This is a genomic window from Mycobacterium sp. 852014-52450_SCH5900713 (assembly GCF_001667075.1).
Classification (GTDB): domain Bacteria; phylum Actinomycetota; class Actinomycetes; order Mycobacteriales; family Mycobacteriaceae; genus Mycobacterium.
This window is the reverse complement of the sequence record NZ_LZIL01000078.1, coordinates 254,100-268,055: the sequence shown is the minus strand read 5'-3', so window position 1 is coordinate 268,055 and position 13,956 is coordinate 254,100. Positions and strand designations below refer to the sequence as shown.

The window sequence follows — 13,956 nt, the reverse complement described above, 5'->3', positions numbered from 1 at the left end:
ACTCAGGGCAGGGCGGCGAGCAGCGGCGCTACCGGGTTGGCCCCGGTTGCCGGTGCGGCCGGTGCGGCCGGCGCCGCCGGAGCCCCGGCCAGTGCCGGCAGGTCCTGCGGCAGGGTCATCTGCGCGGGCATGTTGACCGGCAGATTGGGCAGGAACGCCGGCATGTCGACCTTCGCCTGCGGAATCTGCGGGGTCGGCGGGGTGGCGGGGGCGGTCGGCGTCGACAGCCCCGGGATGGCCGGGAGTCCGGGGATGGACGACGTGGCCGGTGCGGCGGGCGCCGCGGGTGCCGTCTGTCCCAGGCCCGGGATCAACCCCTGCAGGCCCTGCGTGGCCGCCGGGGCAGACGGCGCGGAGGGCGTCGCCGCCTGCGTCAACCCGGGAATCGAGGGGATGCTCGACGCGGGATTCGCCGGTGACGTTGCGGCGGCCGACGGAACTCCCGGGAAGGTGATGCCCGGAGCGGCCGGCGATGGCGGGGTCGCGCCCAGGGCGGTAGCGAGGTTTTGCAGGATTTGGGGCGCGTTGGCCGCCGAACTGATCAGCTGCTGCGGAATGTTCGGAATCGGCGGAGCCGGCACGGGGTCGGCGTGGGCGATACCGCCCGTGAGTAGGGCTGCGGACGAACCGACGACGACCGCCGCGGCACGCATGTAAGTCCAGATGGTTGGCATGACTCTCCCTGGTTGTGGAAAACGGGTCCGCCGCCGAAGTTACGTTGATACTGATGGGACTCAAGTGACACGTGTGGCATTTATTTGATCGTTATTGATACGTGTGGCGGCGGTGACCGAACGCCCGGCGACCAGGACCGTTGGCGGTGACGGGGTCCACCGGTGCCGCTCAGGCCGCCTCGATCGCTAAAGTCGGGCGCATAGACACCACTTCGGCCACCCCGGCGGCACCCCCGCGCCGGCGATTCGCGAGTCTGCTTCGGGCGGCGGCACCCGCGCTCCTGGTCGCCAGCGTCGCCGCGCGACTCGGCTGGACATATCTGTCGCCCCACGGTGCAAACTTCGTCGACCTGCACGTTTACCTCGGCGGCGCCGCCGCGCTCGACCATGCCGGCACGCTGTACAGCTACGTCTACGCCGATCAGACGCCGGACTTCCCGCTGCCGTTCACCTATCCGCCGTTCGCGGCGGTCGTCTTCTACCCGCTGAGCCTGCTGCCCTTCGGCCTGGTCGCCTTCGCGTGGCAGATCGCGACGATGGCCGCGCTGTACGGTGCGATCCGGATCAGCCAGCGGTTGATCGGCGTGGCGCCCGGCGGCGAGGGCCGCCGCATGGCCATGGCGTGGACCGCCGTCACGATCTGGATCGAGCCGCTGCGCAGCACATTCGACTACGGGCAGGTCAACGTGTTGCTGATGCTGGGGGTGCTGTGGGCGGTGCTGACGACGCGCTGGTGGCTGTCGGGCCTGCTGGTCGGCGTCGCGGCCGGAATCAAGCTGACGCCCGCGATCTCCGGTGTCTACCTGCTCGGTGTGCGGCGATGGGCCGCGGCGGCCTTCTCCTTCGTGGTCTTCGTCGCCACCATCGGCGTGTCGGCACTGGTGGTCGGGGACCAGACCCGTTACTACTTCACCAAGCTGCTGGGCGACGCGCATCGCGTGGGCCCCATCGCCACATCGATCAATCAATCCTGGCGCGGCGGCATCTCCCGGATCCTCGGTCACGACGCCGGTTTCGGCCCGCCGGTCCTGGCCGCCATCGCCGTCACCGTGGTGCTGGCCGTGCTGGCCTGGCGGGCGCTGGACCCGTCCGACCGGCTGGGCAAGTTGCTGGTGGTCGAGTTGTTCGGGCTGCTGCTATCGCCGATTTCGTGGACTCACCACTGGGTGTGGCTGGTGCCGCTGATGATCTGGGCGATTCATGGACCGCTGCGCGAGCGGCGCGGCGCCCGGATCGTGGGCTGGGGCTGGCTGGCGCTGACCATCGTCGGCGTGCCATGGCTGCTGCTCTACGCTCAGCCGACCATCTGGCAGACCAGCCGGCCGTGGTATCTGGCGTGGGCCGGCCTGATCTACATCGTGGCGGCGATGGCGACGTTGACCTGGGTCGCCGCCGCGGGCCGATCTCCCGAACGTCACGCTGGCGTGACTGCCGCCGCCGAACGTCACGCCGGAGTGACGGTCGAGGACGGGGCGGCGGACTAACTCCCGACGATCCCGTCGATGTCGTGCGCCATGGCCACGTCCTTCTCGGTTATGCCCCCTTCGGAGTGCGTAACCAGAGCGAAAGTAACCGTCCGCCAACGGATATCAATATCCGGGTGATGGTCCTTGCTCTCCGCGTGCTCGCCGACCCGGCGCACCGCGTCGATGCCGGCGAGGAAACTCGGGAACTTGATCGACCGGCGCAGCGCGCCGTCGGCACGTTGCCATCCGTTGAGATCGGGCAGTGCGGCGTCGACCTGCTCATCCGTTAACACAGCCATCTCTCGACCGTATACCGTCTGGCCATGCCGACCCAGATCGTCGTCGCCGGAGCGGTCATCCGCGGCGCCAGCGTCTTGGTGGCGCAGCGCGTCCGGCCGCCCGAGTTGGCCGGCCGCTGGGAGTTGCCCGGCGGCAAGGTCGCGCCGGGTGAGACGGAGCCCGACGCCCTGGCCCGGGAGCTGGCCGAGGAGCTGGGGCTGACCGTCGGCGACGTCGCGGTGGGCGACCGCGTGGGCGACGACATCGCGCTGGACGGGATGACGCTGCGGGCCTACCGCGTGCACCTGCTCGGCGGCGAGCCGCACGCCCGTGACCACCGGGCGGTGCGCTGGGTGACGGCGGGCGAGCTGACCGATGTCGACTGGGTGCCCGCCGACCGCGCCTGGGTCGCTGACCTGGTACGGACGCTTGCCGGCGGGGCCTCATAACAAGTCCACAGCCTTTCGGCAGCTGACATTCAGCGCCGCAGAAGGTCACGAAGGTGAACTTGGGGATATAACCCAACGTGAACTTGTAGTAAACGAATTGACCTAGAGGTGCGTGCCGGCGGCGATCCTACGTCCGCGTCGGACGCCTCTGGTCCGCAGACCCATGCTGAGCAGACGGATTTTCGTTAACAGGCCGCGTACGGCGGAGGTGATAGGCCCTTCCCGCACCCGATGCGGGTGCGCGGTCCGCGCCGCCCACATCGATGGCGCCGGTCATGCGGCGCGGGCCGACGCTCAATACAACGCACCTGGGGTCGAAACGACGGCCCGGCTACGACGCAGCGATACGGAGTAGAAGGGGTACCTGTTGACTCTCACACCACACGTTGGTGGAGCGCTCGAGGAGTTGCTGGAACGCAGCGGGCGGTTCTTCACGCCCGGCGAGTTCTCGGCCGACCTGCGCACGGTGACACGGCGGGGTGGCCGCGAGGCGGACGTGTTCTACCGCGACCGGTGGAGCCACGACAAGGTGGTGCGCTCCACCCACGGGGTCAACTGCACCGGCTCGTGCTCCTGGAAGATCTACGTCAAGGACGGGATCATCACCTGGGAAACCCAGCAAACCGACTACCCATCGGTGGGCCCGGACCGGCCGGAATACGAGCCGCGCGGATGCCCACGCGGGGCGTCGTTCTCCTGGTACAGCTACTCACCCACCCGGGTGCGTTACCCGTACGCCCGGGGCGTGCTGGTCGAGATGTACCGGGAAGCCAAGGCGCGCCTCGGCGATCCCGTGCTCGCCTGGGCCGACATCCAGGCGGACCCCGAACGTCGACGGCGCTATCAGCGGGCCCGCGGCAAGGGCGGACTGATCCGGATCACCTGGGCCGAGGCCACCGAGCTGATCGCCGCCGCCCACGTGCACACCATCAAGACCTACGGTCCCGACCGGGTCGCCGGCTTCTCGCCGATCCCGGCGATGTCCATGGTGTCCTACGCCGCGGGGTCGCGGTTCTTCGAGCTGATCGGCGCCCCGATGACGTCGTTCTACGACTGGTACGCCGACCTGCCGGTGGCCTCGCCGCAGGTGTTCGGCGATCAGACCGACGTCCCCGAATCCGGAGACTGGTGGGACGCGGCCTATTTGATGATGTGGGGCTCCAACGTGCCGATCACCCGGACCCCCGACGCACACTGGATGGCCGAGGCGCGTTACCGCGGCACCAAGGTGGTGACCGTCAGCCCCGACTACGCCGACAACACCAAGTTCGCCGACGAGTGGATGCCGTGCGCGGCCGGCACCGATGGGGCGCTCGCGATGGCGATGGGGCACGTCATTCTTTCGGAATGCTATGTGCAGAAGGAGGTTCCGTTCTTCGCCGACTTCGCGCGCCGCTACACCGACCTGCCGTTCCTGATCAAGCTGGAAGCGCGCGGCGACATGCTGGTGCCGGGGAAGAACCTCACGGCGGCGGATCTGGGCAGAGGCTTTGAGGCCGAGGAGAATTCAGCGCTCAAGCCGGCGGTGTGGGACGAGGCCACCGACTCGGTGGTGGTGCCGCACGGTTCACTGGGTTTCCGCTACGGGGAGGACGGTGTCGGTAAGTGGAACCTCGACCTCGGCGCCCTGGTGCCGGCGCTCAGCGTGCGGAATACCCACGGCGCCAACGGCGATAGCGACACCGCACTGGTGCACCTGGCCAGCTTCGACACGATCAACGGCGAAGGCGCCACCGTGGCGCGCGGTGTCCCGGTGCGCCGCGTCGGCAAGCACCTGGTGTGCACCGTTTTCGACCTGATGCTCGCCCAGTACGGCGTCGGCCGCCCGGGATTGCCCGGCGAATGGCCCACCGGCTACGACGACCCGACCCAGCAGAACACCCCCGCGTGGCAGGAGGCGATCACCGGCGTTTCGGCCGCGCAGGCCATCCGCGTTGCCAACGAATTCGCCCGCAACGCGGAGGAATCCGGCGGCCGGTCCATGATCATCATGGGCAGCGGGATCTGTCAGTGGTTCCACGGCGACGCCATCTACCGGGCTGTGCTCGCGCTGCTGATGCTGACCGGGTCGATGGGGCGCAACGGCGGCGGCTGGGCCCATTACGTCGGCCAGGAAAAGGTACGTCCGCTCACCGGATTTCAGACGATGGCGATGGCCACCGACTGGGTGCGTCCGCCGCGGCAGGTGCCGGGTGCGTCCTACTGGTACGCGCACACCGATCAGTGGCGCTACGACGGCTACGCGGCCGACAAGCTGGCCAGCCCGCTGGGCCGCGGCCGATTCGCGGGCAAACACACGATGGATCTGCTGGCCTCGGCTACCGCGATGGGCTGGAGCCCGTTCTACCCCCAGTTCGACCGGTCCAGCCTGGATGTCGCCGACGAGGCGCGCGCCGCCGGCCGCGACGTCGCCGACTACGTCGCCGAGCAGCTTCGCGACCGCAAGCTCAAGCTCTCGGTCACCGATCCCGACAATCCGGTCAACTGGCCACGGGTGCTTACGGTTTGGCGGGCCAACCTGATCGGATCGTCGGGCAAGGGCGGCGAGTACTTCCTGCGCCACCTGCTGGGCACCGACTCCAATGTGCAGGCCGAGCCGCCGGCCGACGGGATACCGCCCGCCGACGTGGTGTGCGAGGGCGACATCCCCGAGGGCAAGCTCGACCTGATGATGTCGATCGACTTCCGGATGACCTCGACGACATTGGTCTCGGACATCGTGCTGCCGGCAGCGACCTGGTACGAGAAGGCCGACATCTCCAGCACGGACATGCACCCGTACGTGCACGCGTTCAGCGCCGCGACGGATCCGCCCTGGGAAACCCGTTCGGATTTCGAGGCTTTCGGCGCGATCGCGCGCGCCTTCAGCGCACTGGCCAAGCGTCACCTGGGCACCCGCCGCGACGTGGTCCTTACCGCGCTGCAGCATGACACCCCCGACGCGATGGCCTATCCCGATGGCACCGAAGAAGACTGGCTGCACACCGGTGCGACACCGGTGCCCGGGCGCAGCATGGCCAGGCTCACCGTGGTCGAACGCGACTACGGCGCCGTCTATGACAAGTGGCAGACCCTGGGCCCGCTCGTCGAGACGTTCGGCCTGACCACCAAGGGCATCACGGTGCATCCGTTCCGGGAGGTCGAGGAACTGGCGGCCAAGTTTGGTGTGATGAATTCCGGTGCGGCAGCAGGGCGTCCGGCGATCACGACCGCCGCGCGGATGGCCGACGTGCTGCTGCTGTTGTCCGGGACGACCAACGGCCGGCTCGCTGTCGAGGGCTTCCGCGAACTGGAGAAGCGTACGGGTCAACGGCTGGCGCACCTGGCCGAGGGCAGCGAGGAGCGGCGCATCAGCTATGCCGACACCCAGGCGCGTCCTGTCCCGGTGATCACCAGCCCGGAATGGTCGGGCAGCGAAACCGGCGGGCGCCGCTACGCGCCGTTCACCATCAACATCGAAAACCTGAAGCCGTTCCACACGCTGACCGGCCGGATGCACTTCTACCTGGCCCACGACTGGGTCGAGGAACTCGGCGAGCACCTGCCCGTGTTCCGTCCGCCGCTGGACATGTCGCGGCTGTTCGGCCAGCCGCAGCTGGGTCCAACCCCGGACGGTAGGGGCGGGATCGGCCTCACCGTGCGGTATTTGACGCCGCACTCGAAGTGGTCGTTCCACTCGACCTACCAGGACAACCTTTACATGCTGTCGTTGTCCCGGGGCGGGCCGACCATGTGGATGAGCCCCGGCGACGCGGCCAAACTCAAAGTCCGCGACAATGATTGGGTCGAGGCCGTCAATGCCAACGGCATCTACGTGTGCCGTGCCATCGTCTCGCACCGCATGCCCGACGGTGTGGTGTTCGTCTACCACGTGCAGGAACGCACGGTGGACACACCCCGCACCGAAACCAACAACAAGCGTGGCGGCAACCACAACGCGCTGACCCGCGTCCGCATCAAGCCCAGCCACCTCGCCGGGGGCTACGGCCAGCATGCGTTCGCCTTCAACTACATGGGACCGACCGGCAACCAGCGCGACGAGGTCACCGTGGTGCGCCGCCGCAACCAGGAAGTGACGTACTGACGATGAAGGTCATGGCGCAGCTGGCGATGGTGATGAACCTCGACAAGTGCATCGGATGCCACACCTGCTCGGTCACCTGCAAGCAGGCCTGGACCAACCGTCCCGGCACCGAGTACGTGTGGTTCAACAACGTGGAAACCCGTCCGGGCCAAGGCTATCCGCGCACCTATGAGGACCAGGAGCGGTGGCGCGGCGGCTGGATACGCGACAAGAAAGGCCGGCTGCGGTTGCGCGACGGCGGGCGTATCCAGAAGTTGCTGCGCATCTTCGCCAACCCGCGGCTGCCGATCATCGACGACTACTACGAGCCCTGGACCTACGACTACGAGAACCTGACCACGGCGCCCGCGGGTGACACGTTTCCCACCGCGGCACCGAAGAGCCTGATCAGCGGCGAACCGATGAAGATCTCCTGGGGGCCGAACTGGGACGACAACCTGGCCGGGTCACCGGAGATCCTGTCGGGAGACCCGATTCTGAAGAAGGTCAGCGAGGACGTCAAACTCGCGCTCGAAGAGACCTTCATGTTCTATCTGCCCCGGATCTGCGAGCACTGCCTCAACCCGTCCTGCGTGGCGTCGTGCCCGTCGGGCGCGATGTACAAGCGCAGCGAGGACGGCATCGTGCTGGTCGACCAGGACCGGTGCCGGGGGTGGCGGATGTGCGTCTCCGGATGTCCTTACAAGAAGGTCTATTTCAACCACAAGACGGGCAAGGCCGAGAAGTGCACGCTGTGCTATCCGCGGATGGAGGTCGGGTTGCCGACCATCTGCTCGGAGACCTGCGTGGGCCGGCTGCGGTATCTGGGCCTGGTCCTCTACGACGTCGACCAGGTGCTGGAGGCGGCCTCGGTGGAGGACGAAAAAGACCTCTACGAGGCGCAGCGCCGAATCCTGTTGGACCCCAACGATCCTGAAGTCATCACCGCCGCGCGCGCGGAAGGCATCTCCGACGAGTGGATCGAGGCGGCCCAACGCTCGCCGGTCTACGCGCTGATCAACGACTACAAGGTCGCGCTGCCCCTGCACCCGGAATACCGCACCATGCCGATGGTCTGGTACATCCCGCCGCTGTCGCCGGTGGTCGACGCGGTCAGCCGCGACGGTCACGACGGGGAGGACCTCGGCAACCTGTTCGGCGCGCTGGACGCACTGCGCATCCCCATCCAGTACCTGGCCGAATTGTTCACCGCCGGTGACACCGCCGTGGTCGAGGGCGTGTTGCGCCGGCTGGCGGCGATGCGCTCCTACATGCGCGACATCAATCTCGGGCGCGAAACCCGGCCGCACATACCGCAATCCGTTGGGATGACCGAAGAGCAGATCTACGAGATGTACCGGCTGCTGGCCATCGCCAAATACGAAGAGCGCTATGTCATTCCGACCGCGTTCAGCCCGCAGGCCCGCGACCTCGAAGAGATGGGTTGCTCGTTGACGGGCGACGGTGGCCCGGGCATGTACGAGTCGGGTGACCCGGTCCCGGTCGCCGTGGAGACGTTCCACGCGCTCAAGCGGCCCGGCGGCGAGGCGGCCGCCAACGGCCAGCGGTCCGCGCGGGTGAACCTGCTGAATTGGGACGGGCGCCAGGTGCCCGCCGGGATGTTTCCCGAAGAGCAGAAGCAATGAGGCTGCTGGCCGGGCGCCGCGGACGCACCAATACCCTGCAGGACCGACTGGTGTGGCAGGCGGCATCGCTGCTGCTGGCCTACCCGGACGACGAGCTGCCTGCGCGGCTGGACACCGTCGACGAACTGCTCAGCCACATCGGCGGGCCCGAGGCGACGCTGCTCGGACAGACGGTGGCCGCGCTGCGCGCTCGCGAGCCGATGGCCGCCGCGATGGACTACGTCGCGACGTTCGACATGCGGCGCCACTGCACGATGTACCTGACGTACTGGACCGCCGGGGACACCCGAAACCGCGGCCGGGAGATGGTCGAGTTCGCCGCCGCTTACCGGGAATCCGGCGTGCAGCCTCCGCGCGCCGAGGCGCCCGATCACCTGCCCGTCGTCCTCGAGTTCGCCGCCACCGTCGATCCCGAGGTCGGGCGGCGGTTGCTGACCGATCACCGCGTTCCTATCGACGTCTTGCGGGGCGCCCTCGCCGACGCGAAGTCGCCCTACGAGCCCACCGTGGCGGCGGTGTGCGCGACGCTGCCCGCCGCGACGGACCAGGACGCGCGCCGCGCCGAGCGCCTGGCGCAGGCCGGGCCGCCGGCCGAAGCCGTTGGGCTGCAACCCTTTAACTTGACCGTGCCGCCCCGACGCGAAGGAGCGCCAAGTGTTTAGCAATGTGTTGTTCTGGGACATCGCGCCGTACGTCACGCTGACCGTCTTGATCGTCGGCACCTGGTGGCGGTACCGCTACGACAAGTTCGGCTGGACCTCCCGTTCCTCGCAGATCTACGAGTCGCGGCTGTTGCGGGTGGCCAGCCCGATGTTCCACTTCGGCATCCTGGCGGTTTTCGCCGGACACGTGATGGGCTTGTTCATCCCGCCGCGGGTGACGCACATGCTGAAGATGAGCGACCACGTCTACCATCTGCAGGCGGTCATCGCCGGGTCGGCCGCCGGCCTGGCGACCCTGGCCGGGATCGGATTGCTGATCTACCGGCGGTTCACCCGCCCGGCGGTGTCCATGGCCACCACCCGCAGCGACAAGCTGATGTATGTGGTGCTGGTGCTGGCCATCGTGGTGGGCCTGTACTGCGACCTGATCGGCACCGGGCCGCACGGCGGCGAATTCCACTACCGGTACACGGTCGGGCTGTGGTTCCGCCGGATTTGGATCTTCCAGCCGCACGGCGAGGTGATGATCAACGCGCCGCTGGACTACCAGCTGCACGCCTTGATCGGCATGGTGCTGTTCACGCTGCTGCCGTTCACCCGGCTGGTGCACATCTTCAGCGCGCCGATCGCCTACCTGTTCCGGCCGTACATCGTTTACCGCAGCCGCGAATCCGAGGGCGAATTGGTCGGCACCGCGCCGCGCCGCAGGGGATGGTAGGGGGCCCTCGGCGGCCCGTTGAGTGTGCGTCCTGGGCTTTCGGTGTGCGGCCAGGGTGTCGACACGCCATGCCGGGCCGCCCTGGACGCACACCGGACAGCGCGCGGGCCGCACCTGCCAGTTCGCCTTCGAGTTCGCTTTGGGAGGCCCCCCGCTGCCACAATCACCGACGTGCCATTTCGTAACGTCGCCATCGTCGCCCACGTCGACCACGGCAAGACCACCCTCGTGGACGCGATGCTGCGGCAATCCGGGGCGCTGCATCACCGCGGTGACGACACCCAGGAACGCATCATGGACAGCGGTGACCTCGAGAAGGAAAAAGGCATCACCATCCTGGCCAAGAACACCGCCGTGCACCGCGTCAACGCCGACGGCACGGTGACCGTGATCAACGTCATCGACACCCCCGGGCACGCCGACTTCGGCGGGGAGGTGGAACGCGGGCTGTCCATGGTGGACGGCGTGCTGCTGCTGGTCGACGCGTCCGAAGGGCCGCTGCCGCAGACGCGGTTCGTGCTGCGCAAGGCGCTGGCCGCACACCTTCCGGTGATCCTTGTCGTCAACAAGACCGACCGGCCCGACGCGCGCATCGCCGAGGTGGTGGACTCCAGCCACGACCTGCTGCTGGACGTCGCGTCCGACCTCGACGACGAGGCCGCCAAGGCGGCCGAGCATGCGCTGGGCCTTCCGACGCTGTACGCGTCCGGCCGGGCCGGCGTGGCCAGCACCACCCAGCCGGCCGACGGCGAGGTGCCCGCCGGCGACAACCTGGACCCGCTGTTCGACGTGCTGATGGAGCACATTCCCCCGCCGTCGGGCGACCCCGAGGCGCCGCTGCAGGCGTTGGTGACCAACCTCGACGCGTCGGCCTTCCTCGGGCGGCTCGCCCTGATCCGCATCTACAACGGCAAGCTGCGCAAGGGCCAGCAGGTGGCCTGGATGCGCGAGGTCGACGGGCTGCCAGTCATCACCAGCGCCAAGATCACCGAGTTGCTCGCGACCGAGGGCGTCGAGCGCAGCGCGACCGACGAGGCGATCGCCGGCGACATCGTGGCGGTCGCCGGCCTGCCCGAGATCATGATCGGCGACACGCTGGCCGATCCCGATCACGCCCACGCGCTGCCCCGCATCACCGTCGACGAGCCGGCGATCTCGGTGACGATCGGTACCAACACCTCGCCGCTGGCGGGCAAGGTTTCGGGCCACAAGCTGACCGCGCGCATGGTCCGCAACCGCCTGGACCAAGAGCTGGTCGGCAACGTGTCGATCCGGGTCGTGGACATCGGCAGGCCCGACGCCTGGGAGGTGCAAGGCCGCGGCGAGCTCGCCCTGGCGGTCCTGGTCGAACAGATGCGCCGCGAGGGTTTCGAGCTCACCGTCGGCAAGCCGCAGGTGGTGACCCGCACGATCGACGGCAAGCTGCACGAGCCGTTCGAGGCGATGACCATCGACTGCCCCGAAGAGTTCGTCGGCGCGATCACCCAGCTGATGGCCGCCCGCAAGGGTCGCATGGAGGAGATGACCAACCACGCCGCCGGCTGGGTCCGGATGGACTTCATCGTGCCCAGTCGCGGGCTGATCGGGTTCCGCACCGATTTCCTGACCATCACGCGCGGCACCGGGATCGCCAACGCCGTGTTCGACGGCTACCGCCCGTGGGCGGGGGAGATCCGGGCCCGCCACACCGGGTCGCTGGTCTCCGACCGCAGCGGCACCATCACGCCGTTCGCGCTGATTCAGCTCGCCGATCGCGGACAGTTCTTCGTCGAACCCGGCCAGGACACCTACGAGGGCATGGTCGTCGGAATCAACCCGCGCGCAGAGGATCTCGACATCAACGTCACCCGGGAGAAGAAGCTCACCAACATGCGGTCGTCGACGGCGGACGTCATCGAGACTTTGGCCAAGCCGCTCGAGCTCGACCTCGAACAGGCCATGGAGTTCTGTGCGCAAGACGAATGCGTCGAGGTGACCCCGGAGATCGTCCGCGTCCGCAAGGTGGAGCTGGATGCCACGACCCGGGGCCGCAGCCGGGCGCGGGCCAAGGCCCGGGGTTAATCGCGCGTGCTTGGGCGGGCTGCTGGGCAGCTGCTCGATACCCTGATCGGCATGCCGAGACGAGTCCGCCGTTTCTTCGTGACGGTGGGTGTGGTCGTCTCGCTGGCCGGATTGGCGCTCGCGGCGTGCACGGTCAACCCCCCGCCGGCGCCGCAGAGCACCGACACTCCGCACAACTCCCCGCCCCCGCCGCCGCGGCCGACCCAGATCATCATGGGCATCGACTCGATCGGGGCCGGCTTCAACCCGCACCTGCTGTCCGACCTGTCCCCGGTGAACGCGGCGATCAGCGCGCTGGTGCTGCCCAGCGCGTTCCGGCCGGTGCCCGACCCCGGCACGCCGACGGGCTCACGCTGGGAGATGGACCCGACCCTGCTGGAGTCGGCCGAGGTCACCGGCCAGAACCCGTTCACGGTGACCTACAAGATCCGGCCGGAGGCGCAGTGGACCGACAACGCCCCGATCGCCGCCGACGACTTCTGGTACCTGTGGCGGCAGATGGTCAGCCAGCCCGGCGTCGTCGACCCCGCCGGGTACGACCTCATCACCGGCGTGCAGTCGCTCGAGGGCGGCAAGCAGGCGGTGGTCACCTTCGCCCAGCCCTACCCGTCGTGGAAAGAGCTGTTCAGCAACATCCTTCCGGCGCATATCGTCAAGGACGTGCCGGGCGGTTTCGCGGCCGGGCTGGCCCGAGCGCTCCCGGTGACCGGCGGCCAGTTCCGGGTGGAGAGCATCGATCCGCAGCGCGACGAGATCCTGGTGGCCCGCAACGACCGCTACTGGGGATCACCGGCCAAGCCCGCGCTCATCCTCTTCCGGCGTGCCGGGGCGCCGGCCGCGCTGGCCGACTCCGTGCGCAATGGGGACACCCAGGTCGCGCAGGTGCACGGCGGATCGGCGGCCTTCGCACAGCTGTCCGCCATCCCCGACGTGCGCACCGCGCGGATCGTGACGCCTCGGGTCATGCAGCTGACCCTGCGCGCCAACGAGCCCAAGCTGTCCGACACGCAGGTGCGCAAGGCGATCCTCGGGCTGCTCGACGTCGACCTGCTGGCGGCGGTGGGCGCGGGCAGCGACAACACCGTCACGCTGGACCAGGCCCAGATCCGGGCCCCCAGCGATCCCGGCTACGAGCCGACCGCGCCCCCCGCGATGACGACGCCGGCGGCGCTGGCGTTGCTGGAGGGATCCGGCTACAAGGTCGAGGGCAACTCGTCGGGGTCCCCGGCGCCGACACCGGCGAACACCGCGCCGCCCGAAGTCATCCGCGGCCGGATCAGCAAGGACGGTCAGCAGCTGGCGCTGGTCATCGGCGTGGCGGTCAACGACCCGACGTCCGTCGCGGTCGCCAACACCGCGGCCGACCAGTTGCGCAACGTCGGCATCGCCGCCAGCGTGCTGGCGCTCGACCCGGTGACGCTGTATCGCGACGCGCTGAACAACCACCAGGTGGACGCGATCGTCGGCTGGCACCAGGCGGGTGGCAATCTGGCGACGCGCTTGGCGTCGCGGTACGGCTGCCCGGCCCTGGAATCGACGCAGGTGCCGGCGTCCACCGGGCCGACGACCACCTCTTCTCCTCCGGTCTCGCCATCGACCACCGGACCGGGCACCTCCGCCACCACGCCGACGTCGACGCCGCCGCCCAGCCGCCCGGCTGACCCCAACGCCTTGGTGCAGGCGCCGTCCAACCTCACCGGGATCTGCGATCGCAGCGTTCAGTCCAACATCGATGCCGCGCTGAACGGCACCAAGAGCATCAACGACGTGATCACCGCGGTCGAGCCGCGCCTGTGGAACATGTCCACCGTATTGCCGATCCTGCAGGACACCACGATCGTCGGCGCCGGCCCTAGCGTGCAGAACGTCAGCCTGTCGGGCGCGGTGCCGGTCGGCATCGTCGGCGACGCCGGCCAGTGGATCAAGACCGGGCCGTAG

Annotated in this window: 10 protein-coding genes; 8 read left to right on the top strand and 2 right to left on the bottom strand. The window is 68.6% G+C overall.

Going from position 1 to position 13,956, the window contains the following annotated elements; all coding sequences use genetic code 11:
• Positions 1–2 precede the first annotated feature (2 nt).
• Entirely contained in the window at positions 3–674 is a 672-nt protein-coding gene (locus A5773_RS24265) for a hypothetical protein (protein WP_067793029.1), read from the bottom strand.
• Between the two features lie 146 nt (positions 675–820).
• Here A5773_RS24265 and A5773_RS24260 point away from each other — a divergent pair, with 146 nt between their 5' ends.
• A complete protein-coding gene (locus A5773_RS24260) occupies positions 821–2,158 on the top strand; it encodes a mannosyltransferase (RefSeq protein ID WP_066951522.1) in 1,338 nt (445 codons plus the stop codon).
• Here A5773_RS24260 and A5773_RS24255 read toward each other — a convergent pair.
• Positions 2,155–2,439, bottom strand: coding sequence for a 4a-hydroxytetrahydrobiopterin dehydratase (locus A5773_RS24255; RefSeq protein WP_067793028.1), 285 nt, complete (start codon positions 2,437–2,439; stop codon positions 2,155–2,157). The genes A5773_RS24260 and A5773_RS24255 overlap by 4 nt on opposite strands.
• A 24-nt stretch (positions 2,440–2,463) precedes the next feature.
• Between A5773_RS24255 and A5773_RS24250 the strand changes: the two genes are divergently transcribed.
• The 7 genes from A5773_RS24250 to A5773_RS24220 all read left to right on the top strand — a co-directional run bounded on the left by A5773_RS24250 (position 2,464) and on the right by A5773_RS24220 (position 13,956).
• Positions 2,464–2,868, top strand: a complete 405-nt coding sequence (locus A5773_RS24250) for a (deoxy)nucleoside triphosphate pyrophosphohydrolase (protein WP_066951516.1) — start codon at positions 2,464–2,466, stop codon at positions 2,866–2,868.
• A gap of 367 nt (positions 2,869–3,235) precedes the next feature.
• A complete protein-coding gene (locus A5773_RS24245; protein WP_067793018.1) occupies positions 3,236–6,952 on the top strand; it encodes a nitrate reductase subunit alpha in 3,717 nt (1,238 codons plus the stop codon).
• 2 nt (positions 6,953–6,954) lie between these two features.
• Positions 6,955–8,577, top strand: coding sequence for a nitrate reductase subunit beta (gene narH, locus A5773_RS24240; RefSeq protein WP_066951509.1), 1,623 nt, complete (start codon positions 6,955–6,957; stop codon positions 8,575–8,577).
• A complete protein-coding gene (narJ, locus tag A5773_RS24235; RefSeq protein ID WP_067793015.1) occupies positions 8,574–9,239 on the top strand; it encodes a nitrate reductase molybdenum cofactor assembly chaperone in 666 nt (221 codons plus the stop codon). Before narH ends, narJ begins: the two co-directional genes overlap by 4 nt.
• A complete protein-coding gene (narI, locus tag A5773_RS24230; RefSeq protein WP_066951502.1) occupies positions 9,232–9,957 on the top strand; it encodes a respiratory nitrate reductase subunit gamma in 726 nt (241 codons plus the stop codon). The genes narJ and narI overlap by 8 nt, the downstream gene beginning before the upstream one ends.
• Before the next feature lie 171 nt (positions 9,958–10,128).
• Positions 10,129–12,018 (top strand): translational GTPase TypA, encoded by a 1,890-nt coding sequence (typA, locus tag A5773_RS24225; RefSeq protein WP_066951499.1) that lies wholly within the window; start codon positions 10,129–10,131, stop codon positions 12,016–12,018.
• 45 nt (positions 12,019–12,063) lie between these two features.
• The gene (locus A5773_RS24220) at positions 12,064–13,956 is read left to right on the top strand and encodes an ABC transporter family substrate-binding protein (RefSeq protein WP_197507908.1); all 1,893 of its coding nucleotides are present in this window, start codon (positions 12,064–12,066) and stop codon (positions 13,954–13,956) included.

What these genes read in the sequence shown, in the direction of transcription:
- A5773_RS24265 (WP_067793029.1), bottom strand. Translation starts at nt 674, where the DNA reads ATGCCAACCATCTGGACTTACATGCGTGCCGCGGCGGTCGTCGTCGGT.
- A5773_RS24255 (WP_067793028.1), bottom strand. Translation starts at nt 2,439, where the DNA reads ATGGCTGTGTTAACGGATGAGCAGGTCGACGCCGCACTGCCCGATCTC.
- A5773_RS24250 (WP_066951516.1), top strand. Translation starts at nt 2,464, where the DNA reads ATGCCGACCCAGATCGTCGTCGCCGGAGCGGTCATCCGCGGCGCCAGC.
- narH (WP_066951509.1), top strand. Translation starts at nt 6,955, where the DNA reads ATGAAGGTCATGGCGCAGCTGGCGATGGTGATGAACCTCGACAAGTGC.
- narJ (WP_067793015.1), top strand. Translation starts at nt 8,574, where the DNA reads ATGAGGCTGCTGGCCGGGCGCCGCGGACGCACCAATACCCTGCAGGAC.